The 22,852-nt window shown below is 70.8% G+C and carries 17 protein-coding genes; 3 read left to right on the top strand and 14 right to left on the bottom strand.

The genetic code is table 11. The features are described 5' to 3' along the window. Window positions 1-26: 26 nt before the first annotated feature. Complete coding sequence (gene argG / locus ACGFIW_RS23240; protein ID WP_393319204.1) at window positions 27-1,478, bottom strand: argininosuccinate synthase; 1,452 nt, start codon at window positions 1,476-1,478, stop codon at window positions 27-29. A gap of 47 nt (window positions 1,479-1,525) precedes the next feature. After that, window positions 1,526-2,347, bottom strand: a complete 822-nt coding sequence (locus ACGFIW_RS23235) for a TrmH family RNA methyltransferase (RefSeq protein ID WP_393319202.1) — start codon at window positions 2,345-2,347, stop codon at window positions 1,526-1,528. A gap of 117 nt (window positions 2,348-2,464) precedes the next feature. Here ACGFIW_RS23235 and ACGFIW_RS23230 point away from each other — a divergent pair, with 117 nt between their 5' ends. After that, window positions 2,465-4,312, top strand: a complete 1,848-nt coding sequence (locus tag ACGFIW_RS23230) for a thiamine pyrophosphate-requiring protein (RefSeq protein ID WP_393319199.1) — start codon at window positions 2,465-2,467, stop codon at window positions 4,310-4,312. 131 nt (window positions 4,313-4,443) lie between these two features. Here the strand turns inward: ACGFIW_RS23230 and ACGFIW_RS23225 are convergent, their stop codons facing one another. The 9 genes from ACGFIW_RS23225 to ACGFIW_RS23185 all read right to left on the bottom strand — a co-directional run bounded on the left by ACGFIW_RS23225 (window position 4,444) and on the right by ACGFIW_RS23185 (window position 16,718). After that, the gene (locus ACGFIW_RS23225; protein ID WP_393319455.1) at window positions 4,444-6,711 is read right to left on the bottom strand and encodes a transglycosylase domain-containing protein; all 2,268 of its coding nucleotides are present in this window, start codon (window positions 6,709-6,711) and stop codon (window positions 4,444-4,446) included. A gap of 26 nt (window positions 6,712-6,737) precedes the next feature. Continuing rightward, window positions 6,738-7,127: a hypothetical protein gene (locus tag ACGFIW_RS23220; RefSeq protein WP_357078046.1), complete on the bottom strand. Its 390-nt coding sequence runs from the start codon at window positions 7,125-7,127 to the stop codon at window positions 6,738-6,740. After that, the gene (locus ACGFIW_RS23215) at window positions 7,124-9,850 is read right to left on the bottom strand and encodes a hypothetical protein (protein ID WP_393319196.1); all 2,727 of its coding nucleotides are present in this window, start codon (window positions 9,848-9,850) and stop codon (window positions 7,124-7,126) included. The genes ACGFIW_RS23220 and ACGFIW_RS23215 overlap by 4 nt, the downstream gene beginning before the upstream one ends. 56 nt (window positions 9,851-9,906) lie before the next feature. Beyond that, window positions 9,907-11,409, bottom strand: a complete 1,503-nt coding sequence (locus tag ACGFIW_RS23210; protein ID WP_393319193.1) for a class I SAM-dependent methyltransferase — start codon at window positions 11,407-11,409, stop codon at window positions 9,907-9,909. Window positions 11,410-11,422: 13 nt separating this feature from the next. Continuing rightward, on the bottom strand, window positions 11,423-12,421 hold the full coding sequence (locus ACGFIW_RS23205; RefSeq protein ID WP_393319190.1) for an L-histidine N(alpha)-methyltransferase: 999 nt from the start codon (window positions 12,419-12,421) through the stop codon (window positions 11,423-11,425). 221 nt (window positions 12,422-12,642) lie between these two features. Then, window positions 12,643-13,638, bottom strand: coding sequence for a hypothetical protein (locus tag ACGFIW_RS23200; protein WP_393319188.1), 996 nt, complete (start codon window positions 13,636-13,638; stop codon window positions 12,643-12,645). 539 nt (window positions 13,639-14,177) lie between these two features. Further along, on the bottom strand, window positions 14,178-14,981 hold the full coding sequence (locus ACGFIW_RS23195; RefSeq protein ID WP_393319185.1) for a hypothetical protein: 804 nt from the start codon (window positions 14,979-14,981) through the stop codon (window positions 14,178-14,180). A 151-nt stretch (window positions 14,982-15,132) separates the two neighbouring features. Next, a complete protein-coding gene (locus ACGFIW_RS23190) occupies window positions 15,133-16,239 on the bottom strand; it encodes an SPFH domain-containing protein (protein ID WP_393319183.1) in 1,107 nt (368 codons plus the stop codon). Window positions 16,240-16,244: 5 nt separating this feature from the next. Then, complete coding sequence (locus ACGFIW_RS23185; RefSeq protein ID WP_393319180.1) at window positions 16,245-16,718, bottom strand: NfeD family protein; 474 nt, start codon at window positions 16,716-16,718, stop codon at window positions 16,245-16,247. Between the two features lie 128 nt (window positions 16,719-16,846). Here ACGFIW_RS23185 and ACGFIW_RS23180 point away from each other — a divergent pair, with 128 nt between their 5' ends. Beyond that, window positions 16,847-18,160 (top strand): serine hydrolase domain-containing protein, encoded by a 1,314-nt coding sequence (locus ACGFIW_RS23180; protein ID WP_393319178.1) that lies wholly within the window; start codon window positions 16,847-16,849, stop codon window positions 18,158-18,160. Between the two features lie 605 nt (window positions 18,161-18,765). Here the strand turns inward: ACGFIW_RS23180 and ACGFIW_RS23175 are convergent. Further along, the gene (locus tag ACGFIW_RS23175) at window positions 18,766-19,578 is read right to left on the bottom strand and encodes a DUF3097 domain-containing protein (protein ID WP_393319175.1); all 813 of its coding nucleotides are present in this window, start codon (window positions 19,576-19,578) and stop codon (window positions 18,766-18,768) included. 250 nt (window positions 19,579-19,828) lie between these two features. On the opposite strand from ACGFIW_RS23175, the gene ACGFIW_RS23170 reads away from it, so the two are divergent. Further along, on the top strand, window positions 19,829-20,623 hold the full coding sequence (locus ACGFIW_RS23170) for a hypothetical protein (RefSeq protein ID WP_393319172.1): 795 nt from the start codon (window positions 19,829-19,831) through the stop codon (window positions 20,621-20,623). 400 nt (window positions 20,624-21,023) lie between these two features. On the opposite strand, the gene ACGFIW_RS23165 is transcribed toward ACGFIW_RS23170, so the two are convergent. Continuing rightward, window positions 21,024-21,803, bottom strand: coding sequence for an HAD-IIA family hydrolase (locus ACGFIW_RS23165; RefSeq protein WP_357078014.1), 780 nt, complete (start codon window positions 21,801-21,803; stop codon window positions 21,024-21,026). Further along, the gene (locus ACGFIW_RS23160) at window positions 21,796-22,848 is read right to left on the bottom strand and encodes a ferrochelatase (protein ID WP_393319169.1); all 1,053 of its coding nucleotides are present in this window, start codon (window positions 22,846-22,848) and stop codon (window positions 21,796-21,798) included. Before ACGFIW_RS23160 ends, ACGFIW_RS23165 begins: the two co-directional genes overlap by 8 nt. Window positions 22,849-22,852 lie beyond the last annotated feature (4 nt).

Here is a 22,852-nt window from a genome sequence, read left to right as displayed (position 1 = left end):
CGTCACGGAGGGGCCGTGGGGGTCACTCAGTCGACGCCGAACTCCATCGCGGCCCGGTCGAGCGCCTCGTCGTCGCCGGAGGAGACACCCCGGGAGGCAATCGCCTCCGCGCCGCCCTGCGGCATCGCGCCGATCAGGCCGGTGGAGGCCGCCTGCGCGGCGCCGACCATCCGCTGCGGGCTCGCCCCGCCGACCATGCCGAGGTTGGCGTACTGCTCCAGCTTCGCCCGCGAGTCGGCGATGTCCAGGTTGCGCATGGTGAGCTGGCCGATCCGGTCCGACGGGCCGAACGCCGAGTCCTCGGTACGCTCCATCGACAGCTTGTCCGGGTGGTAGCTGAAGGCCGGGCCGGTGGTGTCGAGGATCGAGTAGTCCTCGCCCCGGCGCAGCCGCAGCGTCACCTCGCCGGTGACCGCTGTGCCGACCCAGCGCTGCAACGACTCGCGCAGCATCAGTGCCTGCGGGTCCAGCCAGCGGCCCTCGTACATCAGCCGGCCCAGTCGGCGGCCCTCGCTGTGGTAGTTGGCCAGCGTGTCCTCGTTGTGGATGGCGTTGACCAGCCGCTCGTACGCGGCGTGCAGCAGCGCCATCCCGGGTGCCTCGTAGACGCCCCGGCTCTTGGCCTCGATGATCCGGTTCTCGATCTGGTCCGACATGCCGAGGCCGTGCCGGCCGCCGATCGCGTTGGCCTCCAGCACCAGGTCGACGGGGCTGCCGAACTCCTTGCCGTTGATCGTCACCGGGCGACCCTGGTCGAAGCCGATCGTGACGTCCTCGGTCGGGATCTCCACCGCCGGGTCCCAGAACCGGACGCCCATGATCGGGTTGACCGTCTCGATGCCGGTGTCGAGGTGCTCCAGGGTCTTCGCCTCGTGCGTGGCGCCCCAGATGTTGGCGTCGGTGGAGTATGCCTTCTCGGTGCTGTCCCGGTAGGGCAGCCCGCGTTCGAGCAGCCACTCCGACATCTCCTTACGCCCACCCAGTTCGGTGACGAAGTCGGTGTCGAGCCACGGCTTGTAGATGCGCAGCATCGGGTTGGCCAGCAGGCCGTACCGGTAGAACCGCTCGATGTCGTTGCCCTTGAACGTGGAGCCGTCGCCCCAGATCTGGACATCGTCGGAGATCATCGCCCGCACCAGCAGGGTCCCGGTGACCGCCCGGCCGAGCGGGGTGGTGTTGAAGTACGACCGTCCGCCCGAGCGGATGTGGAACGCCCCGCAGGTCAACGCCGCCAGACCCTCCTCGACGAGGGCGGCGCGGCAGTCGACGAGTCGGGCCAGCTCGGCGCCGTAGCTGAGGGCGCGGCCGGGCACCGAGCCGATGTCGGGCTCGTCGTACTGGCCGATGTCGGCGGTGTAGGCGCAGGGGACGGCGCCCTTGTCGCGCATCCACGCGACCGCGACCGAGGTGTCGAGGCCGCCGGAGAAGGCGATGCCGACACGTTCGCCGGAGGGCAGGGAGGTGAGAACCTTGGACACGGGGAAAATTATGCAACAGACCGCATGGGCATGCAAGCCGGAGTGAACTAATCGCTCTCGTCGAGCGGATCGTCGCGACCCAGCTCCCAGAAGGCGACAGCCGCTGCGGCGGCGACGTTCAGCGAATCCACCCCGCGTCGCATCGGGAGCCGCACGCGTACGTCACTGGCGCTCTGCGCCGCGCCGGTCAACCCGGGCCCCTCGGCACCGAACAGCAGCGCCGCCCGTGCCCGCTGTTCCGGAGAGAGCCGCTGCATCGGCAACGCCTCCGCCGCCGGGGTCAACGCCAGCACCGTGAAGCCGGCCTCCCGCACCTGCTCCAGGCCCACCGGCCAGCCGGTGAACTTGGCGTACGGGACCGCGAAGACCTCACCCATGCTGACCCGGACACTGCGCCGGTAGAGCGGGTCGGCGCAGGTCGGCGACAGCAGCACTCCGTCGATGCCGAGCGCGGCGGCGCCCCGGAAGATCGCACCGAGATTGGTGTGGTTGTTGATGTCCTCCAGGATCACCACCCGGCGCGCGGCGGCGAGCACCTCGGCCGCCGTCGGCAGCGGCCGGCGGTGGAACGACGCCAGCACCCCCCGGTGTACGTGGAAGCCGGTGGCCCGTTGCAGCACGTCCTGCGTCGCGGCGTACACCGGCGCGTCGCCGGTGTCCAGGTCGGCGAGTTGGTCGATGCGCTTGGCGTCGACCAGGTACGACCGGGGCGGGTAGCCGGCCCGCAACGCCCGGCGCAGCACCAGCTCACCCTCGGCGATGAACAGGCCGTGCGGCGGCTCCCAGCGGGTGCGCAGCTCGACGTCGGTGAGCGCGCGGTAGTCGGCGATGCGGTGGTCGTCGGGGTCGGTGATCTCGTGGACGGGCACCCGACGATTCTGCCGGACGGCGCACCTCGCCCACCGATGCCCACCGGTGGGGTGTTTTGTCCGGAGGAGAAGGGGAACGACGGTGGACTACCGGACCCGACGGGAAGGACCAGCCAGGTGAGCGCAGACCACACCGGAGCGGGCGAAGCCGGCGCTCTGCCCCGGCACCCCACCGTCGCGGACCACATCGTGTCGCGACTGTTCAGTTGGGGCGTACACCGCTACTTCGGCTACCCCGGCGACGGCATCAACGGCCTCACGTCCGCGCTGCAACGCACCAACGGGCGCACCCAGTTCATCCAGGTCCGCCACGAGGAGACCGCGGGCTTCGCCGCGTCGGCGCACGTCAAGTACGGCGGCGGGCCGCTGGGCTGCGCGCTGGTGACCAGCGGGCCGGGCGCGATCCACCTGCTCAACGGCCTGTACGACGCCAAGCTCGACCACCAGCCGGTGGTCGCCCTGGTCGGGCACACCGCGACCACCGCCGAGGGCGGCGGCTACTACCAGGAGGTCGACCTGCTCGCCCTCTACAAGGACGTGGCGGCGGCGTTCCTCGCCCAGCTCGACCACCCGGCGCAGGTACGCCACCTGGTCGACCGGGCGTGCCGCACCGCGTTGGCCCGGCGTACCGTCACCGCCCTGATCCTCCCCCTCGACATCCAGGACGAGCCGGCCATCCCGGACCCACCCCACGCGCACGGCTACTACCAGACCAGCAACGTGCCGAGCAGCACTCCCACCGTGCCGCCGGAGGCCGACCTGCGCCGGGCCGCCGAAGTGCTCGGCGGTGGACAGCGGGTGGCCATGCTTGTCGGGCAGGGCGCGTTGGGCGCGCAGGAGGAGGTCCGGGAGATCGCCGATCGGCTCGGCGCCGGGGTGGCCACCGCCCTGCTCGGTTTCACTGTCGTCGACCATCGCGAACCCTGGGTCACCGGTGCGATCGGGCTGCTCGGCACCCGGCCTAGCTGGCAGTTGATGACCGGCTGCGACAGGCTGCTGATCGTGGGCAGCAACATGCCGTACTCGGAGTTCTACCCCCCACCCGGGCAGGCCCGCGCGGTGCAGATCGACCTGGACGGCACCCAGCTCGGGCTGCGCTACCCGACCGAGGTGAACCTGACCGGGGACGCCCGCCCCACGTTGCGGGCGTTGCTCGACGAGCTGGGCCCCGGCCCCGGCCCGACCGCCTGGCGGGCGGAGATCGCCGAGGCCACTTCGGCGTGGCGTCGTGTGCAACGCGACCTGGCCGAGCAGACCGCCGACCCGGTCAACCCACAACTGCTCTTCCACACCCTCAACGACCGGCTGCCCGACGACGTGCTGATCGCCGTCGACTGCGGCACCACCACCGCCTGGTACGCCCGCCACCTCCAGGTCCGCCCCGGGATGGTGGCCAGCCTGTCCGGCACCCTGCTGTCCATGGGCGGTGCCATGCCGTACGCGCTGAGCGCCAAGTTCGCCCACCCGGACCGACCGCTCGTCGCGCTGATCGGCGACGGCGCCATGCAGATGAACGGCGTCAACGAGCTGATCACCGTGGCGAAGTACTGGCGCGGTTGGGCCGATCCTCGCTTCGTGGTGCTGGTGCTCAACAACCGGGATCTGGCGTTCGTGAGCTGGGAGCAACGTTCCAGCGAGGGGACGCCGATGTTCCCGGACAGCCAGCAGTTGCCGGACATCGCCTACCACGGGTGGGCGGAGGTGCTCGGGCTGCACGGTGAGCTTGTCGACTCACCGGAGCAGGTGCCCGGCGTCTGGGAGCGGGCGTTCGCCGCCGACCGGCCGGTGGTCATCAACGCCCTGGTCGACCCGGCCGAGCTGATGCTGCCGCCGCACTTCACCATCGAACAGGCCCGCAACACCGCTGCGGCGGTGCTGCGCGGCGACACCGACTGGGCCGGCATCATCCGCCGTGGCCTACCGTCCACCCTGGCCAGCTACCGCCCCCGCCGCCGCAAAAGCTGACCCCACCCCACCCCCACCCCCGCCCCCGCGATCTTGCACTTTCTGCCCCGACAAAAGCGCGCAAAAGGGTGCTTGTCGGCGACCGAAAGTGCAAGATCGCGGGGGCGGGGCGCGGGGGGCGGGCCGGGCGGTCAGCCGCGGCGGTCGAGCCAGCGTTGCAGCGCCGAGCGGGGATCCTCGGTGGTGGGCTGCTGTCTGCGGTCCGGGACCGCGGGGCGTTGCACGGGGCGGTGCGCGTCGCCTGCCAACTCGTGGCTGGGTGCGGCGAACGCCTTCTCCGGCTGGCCCTGCACGGCGGTGGCGATCACCCGGGCGACCGCGTCGATCACCTTGCTCTGCACCGCCGAGCCCACCTCGTCGGCCGGGTCGTCCGGGTTGGCGGCGATGCCGGCCACCGCGACCTGCGGGGTGAAGCCGACGAACGTCTCGGTGGAGTTCTGCTCCGAGCTACCCGTCTTACCGGCCACCGGCCGGCCGTCGAGGATGTCGTTCACACCGGTCGCGGTGCCACCGTTGCACTGCCCGAACGCCGACTGCTGGCCCACCGGACAGCGCGCGGCGTCGGTCGCGGCACGGGCGACGTCCGGGTCGAGGACCCGCTTGCAGGAGGGCTGCCCGACCGGCACCTTCTCGCCGCTCGCGGCGGTCACCGAGCGCACCGGCACCGGCGTGCAGTAGGTGCCCTCGGCGGCCACCGTGGCGTACGCGTTGGCCAGGTCGAGCGGGGTGGTGGCGGCCACGCCGAGGGTGAACGAACCCCAGTTCGCGGAGTTGTTCTTCGCGAAGGCGGCGTCCGAGTCGGCCCGGAACGTGATGCCGAGCCGCTGCGCCATCTCGACCACCTTGTCCTGGCCGACCTGCTCGGCCAACCAGACGAAGTAGGTGTTCACCGAGCGGCCGAAGCCGTCCCACATCATCCGGTACCCGTCCATCCAGTCCGGGTTGGCGTTGGCCGGGCACCAGTGGCCGTCGCAACTGCCCGGCCCCTCGGCGGCGTACCGGGTGGGTAGCTTGGCGGGCGCGTCGAAGCCGGTGGAGAGGGTACGGCCCGACTCCAGCGCGGCGAGCATGGTGAACAGCTTGAACGTCGAACCGGCCTGGTACCCGTCGACGCTGGCCCCGCCGGAGATCAGCGGGTTGACGGTGTTCGGATAGTTCGACTGCCCGGCCGGGTTGTCGGCCAGGCTGTAGTGCCGGTTGACCGCCATCGCCAACACCTGCCCGGTGCCCGGCTGGACCGCCGCGATCGGCAGGGCGTGCTTGCTGCCGTACCCGTAGACCTTGGTGGCCTGCTGCTGCGCGGTGGCCTGGATCTTCGGGTCGAGCGAGGTGACCACGGTGTAGCCACCGGAGCGCAGGGCCTGTTCGCGCTCCGCGACGGTGGCCCCGAACGCCGGCTGGGCGACCCACCACCGCCGCAGGTAGTCACAGAAGTAACCCCAGTCGTCGTGGCCCTGGGAGACGGCGGTGCAGCCGTTGGGCTGGGCGGTCGGGTGCAGGGCCAGCGGCTCCGCCTTGGCCTGGGCGGCCTGCGCGGCGGTGATCGCACCGGTGGCGACCATCGAGTCCAGCACGTACGACCGGCGGGCCAGCGCGTCGTTCTTGTTCCCGTCGATCGGGCTGTACGCGTCCGGGGACTGCACCAGGCCGGCGAGCAGGGCCGACTCGGCGAGGGTCAACTGCGCCGGAGGCTTGCCGAAGTAACGCTGGCTGGCCGCCGCGACCCCGTACGCGCCGGAGCCGAAGTAGGCGATGTTCAGGTACCGGTCGAGGATCTCGTCCTTGCCGAGGTTCTTGTCCAGCGCACTCGCGTACCGGATCTCCTGGATCTTGCGACCGACGGTGGGGTCGGTGGCGGCGGCGCGTTCCTCGGCGGTGCGGGTGGGGTCGGTCTTGAGGACGTTACGGACGTACTGCATGGTCAGCGTCGAGCCGCCCTGCTCGGTGCCGCCGCCCTTGACGTTGGCGACCAGGGCTCGGGCGAGACCGCGCAGGTCCGCGCCACCGTGGTCGTAGAAGCGCCGGTCCTCGGCCGCCACGATCGCCTGCCGCATCACCGGGGCGATCTCCGACAACGGGACGTCGGTGCGGTTCACGTCGTAGAACGTGGTGATCAGCGTCTTGCCGTCGTTGGCGTAGAGGTACGAGCGCTGCGGGGTGGCCGGGGTCTTCAGCGACGCCGGCAGCGCGGCGTACGACCCGAGCGCCGCGCGGGCGCCGAGCCCGAGCAGCAGGTTGCCCGGGAGCGCGGCGACTGCCAGGACAAGCCCGGCCAGCACGCCGGCGAGCAGCACGGTGAACAGCCGCGACAGCGGCGAGCGGGAGGCGGCCATGTTCCCCAGGATTGCCACGAAGTAGGGACATCGACCAGCCTGGGCGGCAATTGTCAGGCAATTCACCGACAACCGGGGCAGTAACCCGGCCGTCAACCACTCAGTACGCCGCTCCAGCGGATGAAACCGGGCAACAGGAGCACGGCGCACACCAGCGCCAGAACCGTCATCACCAACGGCAACCGTGCGCGACGCAACGCCCGGCGCAGGTACTCCTGCCGGATCTCCTGCTTCTCGGGCTCGCTGAAGTCACGGTCGATGTAGAGGTCGGCGTCCCGTTCGGCCGCCTGGAACAGGTGCGCCGCCCAGGTCAGGAAGCCGGCGGCGACCACCCAGAGCGCCGAATCCAGCGCGATCTTGCCGGTGGAGACGTCCGTGCCCGCGGGGCCGGTGGAGACGGACGTGAGCATGTTGATCCCGGCACCGGCGAAGAGCCCGGCCAGGAAGTTCAGCGTCGACGGCGCGGGCACCGCGATGCTCACGAGGCGGCCTCCGATCCCGCGTCCGGCCACGGCAGATCCGGCCAGGCGACGCCGCAGACCCGGCGCCCGAGCGCGTCGATGCGCTCCAGCAACTCTCGATCGGCATGCTCGTCAAGTCGGCTGGTCAGCTCCGCGAGCTGGGCTCGGTAGTCCAACTGTTCATTGATCACCTTTTCCACCGCCGGCGTCCGCATCGGCCCGTCACGCTTGGCGATCCGCTCGCGGATCGTCCCCTCGATCTGCTCGCACCCCCGCTGCCAGGCACGCAGGTTGCGACGGGACAGGGTCGCCCCATTGACGGACGACGTGACGGTCTGCGGCAGCACGGCCACCTCCGGAGGCTCGGACGGCTCGGGCCGACCCTGGTTGATGACATGACCGAACAGTTTCAGGCTCTCCAACTGCACGATCCGCCACACGATGTCGGCGAGTTGGGCCGCCACGAACGGAACGCGCAGCCGCTCCTCGGGCGCGGTGGACAGCAGCGTCGGGTTCTTCTCGGTGGCGATCCGCTGGAACAGCGCCCTGAGGTGTTCCTGGGTGCCGTTGGCGGCTCCGGTGCAGAGCAGCGTCGCCTCCAGCGCCTGCGCCATGTCGATCTCCCGCCCCGGGGTGGTCCACTCCCCCTCGCGCCCCATCAGCCAGGCGTGCGCGGTCTCCATCTCCGGTCGAGTCGGCGACACTCCGGCGCGTACCAGCGCACTGAGGCACATGGCGGTGGTGGCCTCGTCGCGGTTCCACGTGCCGGTGCCGCTGCGCCACCAGTTGTCGAACGGTCCGCCCGCGGACACCTGCCGCAGGAGCCAGTTGCAGGCGTCCCGGACCACCGGGTGGTCCATGCGCAGGTTGGCCTGGGTGAGACCGAGGACCACCCGGGCGGTCACCCACGGCACCCGCGCCGGGTAGAAGTAGCCGTCCTCGTGCTGGGCCTCGCGGGCCACCCCGATGAGAAGGTCGATTCGTTTCTGGTCCTGGTGGACGGCGGGCGCGGAACCCTCGAAGCCGAGCAGGAGACCGAGCACCCAGTTGCGGTACATCTGGTCGGTGTCCAACTCCTCGGCGCGCATGCCGGCCAGGTGCGGTGCCGCGCCGAGGAGGGCGTCCTCCGTGGCCATCGACTGCTGGATCTCCTCGAAATCCTCGTAGTCGGCGGTCACACCACCCACGGGCACGGGCAGCTTGCAGCCGGGTGCCTCGTAGCTCCACCGGGGACGCACCACGCCGGCGATCTCCCACCAGGAGTCGACGTGGTTGAGCTGGTTCAACGCGCTGGCGGCGAAGACGGCGGCACCGGAATTGTCCCCCCAGGACCTGTCGTCGCCGTTGCGTTTGCGCATCGTCCTGCCGAGGCGGATCAGCGTCTCCCAGGTGCTGAGCAGGTGCAGGGTGTCGGTCCGCGCCGCGTCCGGCGGGACCAACTGGTCGAGCCGGCTCAACGTCGCCTTCATCAGGCGCTCCCCGCCGCGCTGCAGGTGCAGCCACACGTTGCGCTCCGGGCTCTTCCACCGGCGATCGGCGTCCCAGTGCCGACGGGCGTGGTTCATCACCAGTTGCGCCCGGCGGCGGGAGCCGATCAGGTAGGCGCCGTCGATCTGGTAGATGAGGCCGTCGTCGCGCAACCGGTCGAGCGCCTGCCGCAGCGGACCCGCCTCCCGGGTGGCCATCTGCAGCTCCAGCACACCCAGGCAGGCCACCCGGTAGAGCACCTCCCGCTGGTCGTCACTCGTCACCTGCCGGGTGTAATACGCCTCCAGGTCCGCCTCGGTGGGCACGGTGCCGTGCCGTCCGTAGAGGTGGATCGCCGTCAACGCGATGTGTACGTCATCCTGTGCCAGGCGTCGGATCGTCTGCCAGTGCGCCTCGTCGATGCCGCTGTCGACAAGCAGTTGGGTGACCAGCGGCCGACCCTCGGCGAGAACCTGTCGCAGCTCACGAGTGGGTTCGCCACCAGCGAGGGTGGGGCCCGCCACCTTGTAGCTCGTCGCGAGGACCTGCACCTCGAGCCCGAAGTCCGAGCGCAGCCGGGTCACACAGTCGAACAACTCGTTGAGCACCAGCGGGTTCGCGTGCAGGTTCTCCAGGACGACCAGGTAGCGGCCGGAGCGACTCCGTTCCTGCTCCAGCAGGGCCAGCACGATCGACTCTGGACCGTCCGCCGGATCGGCGAGGTTGAGCCACACGACACCGTCGTCGGCGCGCCGCTTGTCGGCGATGTTGGCCACCAGCGCCGACTTCCCGCAGCCGTGCTCGCCGATCACCAGCACGTCCCGGCCGGCCTCGAGTTGCCGTTCCACCTGGGTGGAGCCCTCGGTCAGCCGGTCCAGCTGGGCGTAGTATTCCATCGCCTCGGCCGAGGGCGGCTCGGCGTGCCCGATCCGCCGCGGCTGCCAGCGGAGACCGAACGGATCCTTCTGCAGGGCGTACGCGACAAGCACCAACGGCGTGACCGCGTGGGCCCCGTCCCCCTCGGTCGTGGTCCGCACGACGTGCTCGGCGATCCGCACCTCGGCGGTGTGCCCCATCGCCTCCACCCGGACGACCAGCTCGTGCCCCGCGCTGTCGCGGAACTCCGCCGTCGCGCTGATGACCCGCAGCGCGGCGGGCCGCTCGTCGAGCATGGCGGTCTGGGCGGTGAGGTCCTTGTGGGCCGCGGTGAGCAACTCGTAGGCGACCGGCTTGGGGCCGAGAGCCTTGACGGCCAACCAGGGTGAATAGTCGGGCACCGACCCCCCCTTCGGCGATCACCGTGGGTCTACCACATCACCACGACATGTTGATGCTAACCGCCAGTCCTCCCGCTGTCGCAGGGCAGGTCCACGCGCAGTCGGAGGTATTGGGTCCGGACCAGCTCCCCGTGGACGGACTTTACGTCCGAATCGGACACATGGAAGCCGCCGCGGTCGAACGCCGCCCGCACCTCGTCGGCGTCACCGAGGTCGTGGCTGGCCATCCGTGTCGCGTACCGGCGGGCGGCGTCGGCAAGCTCCTCCAGCTCCACCGAGAGCAGCCCACGCCAGCCGGCGGCCCGCTCCCGGAACCGCAGCTCGAAATCGTCCACGAGATCCGACACCCGGTGGCGGCCGTCCTGCTCCTCCTCGTCCTTCGGCCACTCGTTGCCCGGGTGCAGCCGGACGGTGGTGATCACCGAACCGCCCGGATTCAGCAGCGCCGACCAACTACTGATCACCGCGTCCGCCGAGGCGCGGTTGAACCGGGTCAGGAACGCGTCGGCCAACACCAGGTCGAACCGGCCGCCCTCGACGAGCCGGGCGACCGCGTCGGGACAGGTCACGTCGGCCTGGTGCACCTCGACCCGGGCACCGATCTGCTTGGCGTACCAGTCGCAGGCCAGCAGTGGCGTCTGACACATGTCGAGCACGTGCACGTCCAGGTCGGCGGGAATGCCCCCGAGCGCCGACCGCACCGCCTCCAGGAGGAAGGCGAGGATGGTGTAGTCGGCGGTGCCGCTGATCAACACCCGGCGCGCGCCCCGACGGACCGCCTCGGCCAACTGACCGGCGTAGAACTCCGCGTGCCACTGCGGGCTGCTGACCATGTCGAACAGGCGCAGGAACTGCCAGGACTGGTGATACCAGGAGCAGCTCGTCCGGTCCAGATGCGACGGTCCACAGGACATCGGCGCCATCGCGTACAGCATGTTGGCCGACTGGAGCAGCCAGCGGGTCAGCTCCGGGCCGGGCCGGCGCGGTCGGCCACGGTCCGGAAGGCACGACCGGCTCATCAGGCGGTCCCAGAGGAGACGGGCCCGGGTCACCTCCTCGGAATGGCCACTGACCACCCAGGACGCGAGGCCGTCCCCGCCCACCTCCTGCCGGACCACCACCTGACCGTCGATCAGCCACATGTCGGTCATCGGCACCAACGGGCGTTCGCCGGCGATGAACACCGGCACCATCACCGCGTCCAGATCGTGCGCACGGTCCTCGGCCAACTGCTTGTCGATCTCCCCCGAGCCCACGTCCTCCCCCGGCACGAGGTACATGCGGCGTACCGTCGCGCGCTGCGCCAGCTGGCGGAACAACGCCCGGGAGAACGGATCGGCGGGACGATCGGCAGTGGTGTACGGGACGATCTGGCACAGCTCGTCGTGCACCCCGGCGACCAGGCCCTGCACCAACTCGTCCGTCGCCGCGCCGGGTAGCCGCACGCAGTTGGGGTCGGTCCCCTCGTAGGAGGCCCGATAGAACAGGCTGGCCCGACGCGCCCGGTCGATCAGGTCGGCGGGCGTGACCCTCTCAGGCGCCCCCTTTCGCTCGGTCATGTCCGCCACTCCCTCACCCTCGCGACGCCGTGATCACCAAATGGTGGCTTCCGGGCGCCAACTCTGCGTGCCGGATGCGCCAACCTGCGTCCCGTACGGCGGCAATGACGTCGGGATAGCTGAACCTGCGGGACTGGAAGCAGCGGATCCGATGGCCCGCCGGCAGCCGTGTGCCGTCCAGGACACCGGGCCGGCGCAGCACCGCCTCGCCGGTCACCGACCCGTCCCGCCAGCGCAGCACGAAATCCAGGTCGGCATCGGACAGGCCGGCGGCGAGCAGCGGTTCCAGGGCCGCGCCGCGGAACTCCGGACACCGGTACGGTGCGAGCACCGTCTCCGCCGGCTCGTCCGGCCGACCCACCACGACACTCAGCACGAGCACGTCGCGCGGACGCAGTGAGGCCCGGATGTTGGCCAGGGCGGCGGTCGGGCATTCCAGGTTGCCGAGGGTGTGCCCGAGCAGGCAGGCGACCACCGGGTCGGGCCCGGGCCGCCACCGCTCGACCCCCTCGGAAGAGCCGGCCTCGATGTCCCACACGTGAGAGTCAACGCTCATCTGGCCACCCGCGAAGTGGGCCAACCGGTGACAGGCGATGGCGAGCAGGGTGGCACTGAAGTCCAACGCGAGGTAACGCCGGCAGGGGTGGCCGAGGCTGGTCAGCCGATTGAGGAAGGCGCTGCTGCGCTTGCCGTTACCCGGGCCGATCTCCGCCACGGCCAGTGCCCCGGCCGTCAGCGTCTGGGCGGCGAGCAGGGCTTCGGCTTCGTGGCGCGCGGAGGCCAGCATGCTCAGGTAGTCGTCGGTGCGGGCGTAGGCGTCGTGGGTGTGGGCGGCACTCCCGGCGTACGCGAACTTGAGGGGCAGCTGACCGGCATGGATGGCCGCCAGCGCGGCACGGCGGTGTCGCTCACACTCGAAGTGCGGTGACCGGCACCGAGTCGCGTCACTCGTCGGACCTGACTGCGCTCGCAGGATGCCACCCGTGCCCGCCTCGCCGATCGTCTCTGCCACAACGTCCTCCGACGAAGTCAGAGTTACCGTCGGCCTGATAGTAGGGCAATGACGTAGGACAATGGCTTGCTCGCGCCCGGGTTGTTTCACGATCTGTAAGCACCGCACCCATTTTGACAGGACTAGCAGACCAAAAAGCCAAACGCCACCGGCCGTCAGACCGCATTATCCGAACCGAACGGCTATCCCTGCGCCAGGGGGTGCATATCACCGGGGTGAGCTCAGTCCGGTCGACCACTGCGGTTGCGCAACTGTTGCACGGCGGCCCGAGCCGCCGTGGTGAACGTGGGAGGGGTGAACTCGTGCCGTTGCCAGTCGCCGTGCAGCCCGCCGATGTCGTCCACCCCCTCCTCCACCAGCAGCACCATGTACTTGCTGAACGCGAGGGCGGCTCCCTTCTCTTCGATCAACCAGGCGCTGGTCGCGAACTTCTCTCCGGGCTCGGCGAATTGCCGGGAGCGGGTCATTAACGAGACGAAGAACTCGCACTCCCGAATCCGGTTCAGTACCGCCATTCCCACGTACCCGTCCGCGGCCCGGCCGGTGATCACGGTGAAACCGTTGTCCTCCAACAACCCGCTGAGGCCCCGGACGAACCCGTCCTCCTCCTTGAACCGGTACGACAGGAAGACGGTGTTGCTCGCGACCTTCGGCCGCACCAGACCCGAGTCGGGCCGCACGTGTTCCAGGATCCGTGCCTGGTCGACGTCGTCGACAAGCCGTTCCAACTCGTCGTCGCCGCTGGTGGTCGCCCGGTCGCGCACCTCGTCGAGGAGCCGGTCCGCCTTGGACCTGCTGCTGGCGAGCAGCCGGAACGCCTGGCAGTTGGTCAGGACCACATCGGTCTCCGCCGCCAGCATCTCCGGCGGCGTCCGCTTGTCGAGTGTGAACGCATCCCGCAAGCGGCTCCGGTCACCGTGGTAGAACGTCACCGCGTGTTCCTCCACTCGCGCCAGGTCGACGTAGAGCACCACGGCCGCCCCCTCGCCCGACTGGGAGAGCGCGAACCTGCCGGCCTGCACCAGATCGGTGCTGAGCGGATCGACGACGATCACGTCAAAAGTGCCCGCGCCCGCCTCACGAACGGCGTCAGTGAGACTTCCGACCGCCGTCACCCGCTCCACCAGCGGGCTGGAGGTCAGTTCCTGGTAGAGCCGCCCCGCGGCGGCGTCATCACTATCGCAGAGCAGTATGGTCAATCGGGGAAGCGCAGCCACGATATTGCTCCATGAATGTCGACATCGGCGGGAATTGAGCACCAATGGTGGCACGGTCCATCGACGCATCACCTCCACGTTGCGTCCGTCGACAATGACCAAACGGACCCGTCCCGCGCCGTTGGGATGGGGCGTCATGGGCTGTGCGCTTTCCGCTACCGCACCCCTGGGCCCGCAGTGGAGCCCCGCCCGGGGGAGTCGACGTCACGGCGGCTGGCCCGGCGCGCGGCCGCCGTCCCGGCGCGACCCGGGCCGTCGACCCACGCCTTCACCAGCGACGGAGCGCTCTCCCGCGCCTACGCACGTCGATGGCGTCGTCCGTCGCGAACCCACCGGCCGCCGCACGACTGTCGACGAGTAGCGGCAACGGCATCGACAACGGCAGACCGCGACGCGCGCCCGTCAGCGCGGAGGTCAAGGATCCGACAGTTCGGAGAACCACCATTCCCGCGAGCGCAGTTCGATGGACTCGGTCAATCCGCCGCCGGCTATTCGCCGTGGCCGGGTTGAGGCCGTGGTCGGCCTTTCGGCGGAGAGAATCAGCCGGCGGAAACGGGACCGCCGGGGGTGGTGGGTGGCGGGGCCGGGGTGGAGAGACTGGCGCTGGCCGCGTCGCGGGCGGTTTCCCGGGGCATCAGGCGACCGGAACGGTAGCCGATGCCGATGCCGGCGATCAGCACGAAGATCGCCCCGAACGTCTGGAGCGAACCGATCAGAGCACCCCCCAGGCCGAGAAGGGGCGCGGCGATGATCAGCATGACGCCGTCGCCGAGACTGAACATGCCCGAGCGAGCCACCGCCCACCCGGTCAGGAACCAGCCCACGCTGTAGAACGTCGCGCCGAGCAGGACCAGCGACCGCGCGGAGGTCCCGAAGACCGGCGTCTGCTCGGCGAGCCCGGCGAAGGGCAGCATCAGCACGGTGCCGGCGATGCTGACCAGCAGCCCGGCGGCGGCGACCCGGCGGCTGCGGGTCGCGGCCAGCAGCCCGGTGAGGGCCAGCAGCGCGAGCAGGCCGAGCCAGACCGCGGCCACCCAACCGATCAGGTACGCCGCCCGGCCGTCGGCCGGATAGGGGTCGTTGCCCACCCCGCCGTCACTGGCCATCGCCACCACGCCGTAGAGGATGGCGTACGCGGGCAGCAGCCACACGGCCGCCCGCGCGAACCGACGCACCGACCAGGCCCAGCTGGCGTTCGTGGCCGGGCCGCCCGGGGTCGGCTCACCGACGAACGGCAGTACGCCGAACCCGCCGCCGGTGCTGCGGGACCCCAGCGGGGCGACCGGGTCGTGCGCGCCGGGCACCGGGGCCGAGGACCACATCCGATTCGCCGGATCCTTCATGCGTCACCTCGCTCGTCCGCGAGTGGTGCGGAACGCGCCGGGGCGCCCCGATTGCCTGGTCACCACCCGTCCTAGGACCGATCGTGGCAGGCGTCGGAGCGCCCCATGAGCCTTTCTCGCATTTATCCGGCCGGACGGCCGGCGTCCTGGATCAGCCGCGCTCGCGCTGGTCGGCCGGGTCCTCGGTCAGGCTGGCCGGGGAGATCGGCTCCGGCGCGGGCAGCCCCTGCGGCTTGTTGCCGCCGGCGGCCTGCGCCTCGGCGACGCGTACCTCGTCGTGGATCTGCTGGGCGGCGTCCGCCGCGGCCTGCGCCGCCTCCGCGGCCTCCCGCTCGACCTGGCTCGCGTGCTCGGCCGCCTCCGGCGCGGGAAGATCCCCCACCATCTGGCTCAACCCGCCGAGCGCGCCACCCATCCCCTCCAGGGCCTTGGTCAGCTCGGCCGGGACGATCCAGACCTTGTTGGCGCTGCCCTGCGCGATCTGCGGCAGGGCTTGCAGGTATTGGTAGGCGAGCACCTTCTGGCTCGGGTTCGCCTGGTGGATCGCGTCGAAGACCGTCCGGATCGCCTTCGCCTGACCCTCGGCCTGCAGGATCCGGGCCTGCCGGTCACCGTCGGCACGCAGCACCGCGGACTGCTTGTCACCCTCCGCGGTGAGGATCACCGACTGCTTGTGGCCCTCGGCGGTCAGGATCGCCGCGCGGCGGTCCCGCTCGGCGCGCATCTGCTTCTCCATCGAGTCCCGGATGCTGGCCGGCGGCTCGATCGCCTTGATCTCCACCCGGGTCACCTTGATGCCCCAGCGGCCGGTGGTCTCGTCCAGCACACCGGAGAGGTGCCTGTTGATCTCGTCCCGGCTGGTCAGCGCGCGCTCCAGGTCCAGCGAGCCGATCACGTTACGCAGCGTGGTGACGGTCAGCTGCTCGATGGCCTGGAGGAAGCTGGAGATCTCGTAGGTCGCCCGGACCGAGTCGACCACCTTGAAGTAGAGAACCGTGTCGATCGAGACCACGAGGTTGTCCGAGGTGATCACCGGCTGCGGCGGGAAGCTGACCACCTGCTCCCGCATGTCGACCTTGGTACGCACCGCGTCGATGAACGGCACCAGCAGGTTGAGGCCGGGGCTGAGGGTGCGCTTGTACTTGCCGAGCCGTTCCACCACATCCTGGCGTTGCTGCGGCACGATCCGCACCGCCTTGGCCAGCGTTATCACGGCGATCAACGCCACCGCGATCACCAGCACCCCGATCAAGGTCATCCCGTTCACCCTCTCGCTTCCGGCAGCTCACCGACGGAAGAAATGTCGTCCTGCCACACCAGGGCTGTCGCACCCCGGACTTTGATCACCCGAACCCGTTGACCTGGGTCGAACGTCTGCGTCGTGTCGTACGGGCGGGCACTCCACAACTCACCGTCGATCTTGACGAGGCCGTGGTCAGCGTCCACCCGCTCCAGCACCAACGCCGTGGAACCCTCGATCGCTTCCACACCGAACGGCTGCTCGCCGCTCTCCAGCGACGAACGCTGGTGCCGCCGCAGGGCTGGCCGGGCCACCAACAGACTCAGCGCCGACACCACCGCGAAGACCAGCGCCTGCACCGCTACCGGCGCGCCCAGAGCGGCGGCACCGCCAGCGGCGAACGCACCGGCCGCGAACATGATCAGAAATAGCGTCGTCGTGAAGATCTCCGCGACGGCCAGCAGTACACCCAGAACGATCCACACCACGGCGTCCACACCACGATCGTGACACGCGAACGCACGCGCGGCCGCACCAGGAAGATCAGTAGGCTCGGCGAATCCCTTTCCGGCCCTGATTCGGCGGTTCCGGCCCTGATTCGGCGGCCCGACCCGAGGAGGTCCCGTTGACCCTGCTGCCCGAGACCGCCCGACAGATCGACGCCCAGGTCGCCCAGGCGCAGCTCGACGGCCATGCCCCGTCGCTGGTGCTGGGTGTGGTCCGCGACGGCGCGCTCGTCCACCTGGCCACCGCCGGTGAACATCCCCGTCCGGACGTCGACCTACAGTACCGGTTGGGCTCGATCAGCAAGACGATGACCGCGACCCTGATCATGCAACTGCGCGACGCCGGCCGGCTGGCCGTCGACGACCCGCTGGAGGAGCACCTCCCGGGCACCGGCGTCGGCGCGCTCACCCTGCGCCAACTCCTCGCGCATGCCAGCGGCCTCCAGCGCGAGCCCGAGGGCGACTGGTGGGAACGGGCCGCGGGCGTCGACCTGACCACCCTGCGCACCGGGGTCACCCCCGACAAGATCGCCTACCCGCCGCACGCCACCTACCACTACTCCAACCTGGCATACGGGCTGCTCGGCGGCCTCCTCGAACGGCTCACCGGGACGCCGTGGGCCGACCTGCTCGACGAACGGATCCTCACCCCACTGGCCATGCGCCGCACCACGTACGCGGCCACCGAGCCGTTCGCCCGTGGCTACGTCGTCCACCCCTGGCACGACACCCTGCGCGAGGAGCCGCGTACCGACACCGGTGCGATGGCGCCCGCCGGGCAGCTCTGGTCGACGATCGAGAACCTGGGCCGGTGGGCCGCGTTCCTGGCCGACCCCGACCCCTCGGTGCTGGCCGCCGACACGCTGACCGAGATGTGCTCCCCCGTGGTGATCAGCGACCTGGACGCCTGGACCCACGGGCACGGCCTCGGGCTGGAGCTCTTCCGGGAGGGCAACCGGGTGTACGTCGGCCACGGCGGCTCGATGCCCGGCTACGGCGCCTCGTTGGCCGTGCACCGACCCACCCGTACCGCCGTGGTCGGCCTGGTCAACGCGTACACCCTGCGCACCGTGCACCTCGGCGCGCTCGGACGACGGCTGCTCACCCTGGTGCTGGACGCCGAACCCGCCCCGGTCACCCCATGGCGGCCGGCCACCACCCCGCCGCCCGCCGAACTAGCCGAACTGACCGGCCCCTGGTGGTGGATGGGCACCATGATCCAGGTGTACGCGGACGCCGCCGGCGACCTGCGCGCCGGCCCGGTCGGCGCACCCACCCTCCGCTTCGTCCCCGAGGGTCCGGACCGCTGGCGGGGCCGGGCCGGCGTGCAGGACGGCGAGATCCTCACGGTGCGCCGCGACGAGCGGGGCCGGGCGGTCGCGCTGGACATCGCCACCTTCGTCTACACCCGCACCCCCGACCAGGAGCCCTGAGCCCGACACCGCCCGTCCCGGCGTCGCCCGTCCCGGCGTCGACCGTCCCGGCGTCGCCCGTCCCGTCCAAGATCCGCACGTCGTCAACGCGCCATCCGCGCCCCTGGCCAAGATCTGCGCAACATCCCTGACATTGCTGCTTCGTCGCGCTCGGAGGCAGCGATATCAGGGAAACTGCGCGGATCTTGCAGGCGGGCACCCCGGAACGGGGGAATGTGGCGAGTGGCCCGACGAACGGCCCGGCGTCGGCGGGGGGCCGCTGCGGCGGCCCCGACCCGGTAGCAGCGTCCTCAGACCAACCGCCCCATGCATGATCGACTCGGTTTACCTGAAAGCGGGGGTGTCGGATCGTCCCGGACACCCCGACTTCCCGAAATCCGAGTCGATCAACGAGGTCGGGCGTCGGTAAGGGCGGGTCAGGTCCAAAGCGGGTCAGGTCCGAAGCAGGCCAGGGAGAGGCAGGCCAGGTCCGAGGCGGGTCAGGTCCGAAGCAGGCCAGGGAGAGGCAGGCCAGGTCCGAGGCGGGTCAGGTCCGAGGCGGGTCAGGTCCGAAGCAGGCCAGGGAGAGGCGGGCCAGGTCCGAGGCGGGTCAGGTCCGAGGCAGGTCAGGTTGGTTCGGTGACGAAGTCGATCAGGCGTTCCATCGCGTTGATCAGGGGCGTCTCCACGTCGGCGAAGCTGTCCACCCGGGACAGGATGTGCCGCCACATCGCCGCCGGCTCGGCCACCCCGAGGGCCGCGCAGACCCCCTCCTTCCAGGGCTGCCCCGGTGGCACCACCGGCCACGCCGCGATGCCCAGCGCCTTCGGCTTCACCGCCTGCCAGACGTCCACGTAGGGGTGACCGGTGACCAGCACGTACGGCGAGTTGACCCGGGAGACGATCCGGCTCTCCTTGCTGCCCGGCACCAAATGGTCGACGAGCACGCCGAGGCGTCGGGTCGGGCCGGGGCCGAAGTCGCGTACCTCGGCGTCGAGGGCGTCGATGCCGTCCAACGGCTCCACGACCACGCCCTCGATGCGCAGGTCGTCACCCCAGATCCGCTCGACCAGAGCGGCGTCGTGGATACCCTCCACCCAGATCCGACTGGCCTTGGCCACCTGGGCGCGAACGTTGTCCACCGCCACCGAACCGGACGCCGTCCGTCGACGGGCCGCCGGCACCGGCGCGCGGCTCGGGCGGCGTAGCGTCACCGGGCGACCATCGAGCAGGAACGCCGCCGGCAGCAGCGGGAAGTTGCGTCGTCGGCCATGCCGGTCCTCCAGGACCACGGCGCCGGCCTCGAAGCCCACCACCGCTCCACAGAACCCGGAGTCGGCATCCTCCACGACGAGATCCGGCTCGGCGTCCACCTCGGGGGTGACCTTCCGCCGCCGCCAGTCTCCCGCCAACACGTCCTCGCCGTATCGCCCCGCCATGTCGATCACGCTAACCCCCACGCCCCCGCCCCCACCGGCCGACACACCCGCCAAGCGGGCCGAGGACGACACGGAGGCCCGCTCCCCCGCTACCCCTCCCCGCCACACACCCGCCCCCTCCCCAACCGCCGAGCCCGCCGGCGTCGATCAAGCAGGCAGGAATTCGGGGCTAACAGGGCAGTTCGGGGCAGGCCGGGCGACCGGAGCGGCAGTCGAGACAGGGCCGGTCGTGACCACGTACCCTTTCGGCATGTCCACCCCCGCAGCGGGCGCGGCCACACTCACGCCGCGCCGGTCGAGCCGGTTCGTCGCCTGGGTGCGCGCGTGGCGCGCCGGTCTGGTGCCGTACGACGAGGTTGCCGACGCCATCGCCGGCGACGAGGAGCACCTCGTTGCGGATGCCCCCGGCACCTGGACCGACGTGCCGCTGAGCGCCGCGCTACCCACGCTGGCCAAGCTTTCCCCGGACGACATCCGCCTGGTGCTGCCCGCGCCGGGCGACCCGCGAGGGCTTCCGGGCCCTGGCGACTTCGCCGGTGCGGCGTTGGTGACCGGCGAGGCGGTGGTCGCCGGTGCTCTCGGTCTGATCCCCCAGGTGCGGATGCACACCTCTGGCTCGGGGGACTGTTTCGAGACCGTGCTCTGGCGGGTATACCCGCTGCCGGCCAACGCGCCGGCCGCCTCGCTCGCACTGCCCGGCGCCGCCGAGGCGGAGGCCGAGTTGGCCGCCGCCCTGGCCGAGACGACTGCCGCACTGACCCGACTCGACGTGGCCCAGTGGCGGCCCGAGTTGGCCGGTGCGCTTGCCGCGTTACGCCGCCCGGACGGCACCACCGACCTGCCACCGGGCTTCGACCCGCGAGCCCGTCGGCTCTTCGCCCGCGCCGCTGTGCTCGACCGGGTGCTCGCGTTGGCCGGGCACGCCGCACCCGGCGGCGCGATCAACAACCATGAGGCCCAGCAGCGCGACGCCGCTCTGCGCCCCCTCACCATGGCCTGCCGCCAGGCGCTGGTGGCCGCCTGCAACGCTCCCCTGCGCCCCTGACGCACCCCCGCACGGCAGCGGAGCGCCCCCACGCCACGCCACGCCACGCCACGCCACGCCACGCCACGCCACGCCACGCCACGCCACGCCACGCCACGCCACGCCACCGATGATGATCGTGATCGATCCAGGATGTAGTGGCCTCACCCGGGATGATGACCACTACATCCTGGTTGCAGCACGATCATCAGCGACGCCCGGCCCGGCGATCAGCAACGGCACCTGTGCGACGAGCGTCGGGACAGCACCACGACCAACCCCGGCACGGCACCACGACCAACCCCGGCACGGCACCACGACCAACCCCGGCACGGCACCACGACCAACCCCGGCACGGCACCACCACCAACCCCGGCACGACGCCACGACCAACCCCGGACGAGCGGCTGAGTGGGGGCGGTCAGATCTCGTCGAGCAGGTCCGCGACCGAGTTGATGATCCGCGACGGGCGGTACGGGTAGCGCTCCGCCTCGGTGCGGCTGCTGATCCCGGTGAGTACCAGGATGGTCTCCAACCCGGCCTCCAGGCCGCAGAGGATGTCGGTGTCCATCCGGTCGCCGATCATCGCGGTGCTCTCCGAGTGCGCGTTGATCGTGTTGAGTGCCGAGCGCATCATCATCGGGTTGGGCTTGCCGACGAAGTACGGCTCCACCCCGGTGGCCTTGGAGATCATCGCGGCGACCGAGCCGGCGGCGGGCAGGGCGCCCTCCACGGACGGGCCGGTCACGTCGGGGTTGGTGCAGATGAACCGGGCCCCGTCGTTGATCAGGCGGACGGCCTTGGTGATCGCCTCGAAGCTGTAGGTGCGGGTCTCACCGAGCACCACGTAGTCCGGGGCGAAGTCGGTGAGCACGTAACCGACGGCGTGCAGCGCCGTGGTCAGCCCGGCCTCACCGATGACGTACGCGGTGCCGCCCGGCCGCTGGTCGGCGAGGAACTGGCCGGTGGCCAGCGCGGACGACCAGATCGACTCCTCCGGCACGTCCAGCCCCATCCGGCTCAGCCGGGCGGTGAGGTCACGCGGGGTGTAGATGGAGTTGTTGGTCAACACCAGGAACGGCTTGCCGGAGGTGCGCATCCGGTTGATGAACTCCGGTGCCCCGGGCACCGGTTGGCCCTCGTGCACCAGCACGCCGTCCATGTCGGTCAGCCAACTCTGCACGGGCTTGCGGTCATGCATGGGTGCTCCCAGCGGAGGTCGGGCGACGGGTCGGCACGCAACACACTGTCGCGCAGGTGTCCCACATGGGCAGCTCGCCCAGGCGGCGTCGCACCTGCGCGCCGTCCGGGTCGGTCCGCTCGGTGACCAGCTCACGCACCATGGTCACGAAGCGCGGGTCGGTGCCGGGGGTGGCGGCCCGGACGAAGTCCAGGCCGAGTTGTTTGGCCGTCTCCAGCGCCTCGGTGTCCAGGTCCCACACGACCTCCAGGTGATCGGAGACGAAGCCGATCGGGCTGACCACCACCGAGGTGGTGCCGCCCTGCGCGAGGGTGGCCAGGTGGTCGTTGACGTCCGGTTCCAGCCACGGCATCTGTGGTGGGCCGGAGCGGCTCTGCCAGACCAGGTCGTACGCGAGGTCGGGGGCGGCGGCCGCAGCCACGAGCCGGGCGGTCTCGTGCAGTTGCGCCTCGTACCGGCCGCCGTGTGGGCCGGCGTTGGCCGCCATCGAGCTGGGGATGGAGTGGGCGGTGAAGACCAGCCTGGTGGTGTCCCGCTTCGCCGGGTCGAGCTTGCCCAGGGCCGCCCGGACCGCGTCGGTGTGCGGCTCGACGAAGCCGGGATGGTCCCAGAACTGGCGCAGCTTCTCGATCACCGGGGCGTCCGGGCCGACGGCGGCACGGGCGGCGGCGATGTCCTCCTGGTACTGCCGGCAGGACGAGTAGCCGCCGTACGCGCTGGTGACGAAGGCCAGCGCCCGGGTGACCCCGTCGTCGCGCATCCGGGTCACGGTGTCGGCGAGCATCGGGTCCCAGTTGCGGTTGCCCCAGTAGAGGGGCAGGTCGACACCGTGCGCGGCGAAGTCGGCGCGGATGGCGGCCAGCAACTCGCGGTTCTGCTGGTTGATCGGGGAAACCCCACCGAAGTGCTGGTAGTGCTCGGCGACCTCGGCCAGCCGCTCGGGCGGCACGCCCCGACCCCGGGTCACGTTCTGTAGGAACGGCATCACGTCCTCGGGCCGCTCCGGCCCGCCGAAGGACACCAGCACCACCGCGTCGTACGACATGGGG

It is taken from the genome of Micromonospora sp. NPDC048935 (assembly GCF_043197875.1).
Classification (GTDB): domain Bacteria; phylum Actinomycetota; class Actinomycetes; order Mycobacteriales; family Micromonosporaceae; genus Micromonospora.
Note: the sequence above shows the minus strand (reverse complement) of the source record. Positions and strands in the feature narration are given on the sequence as shown.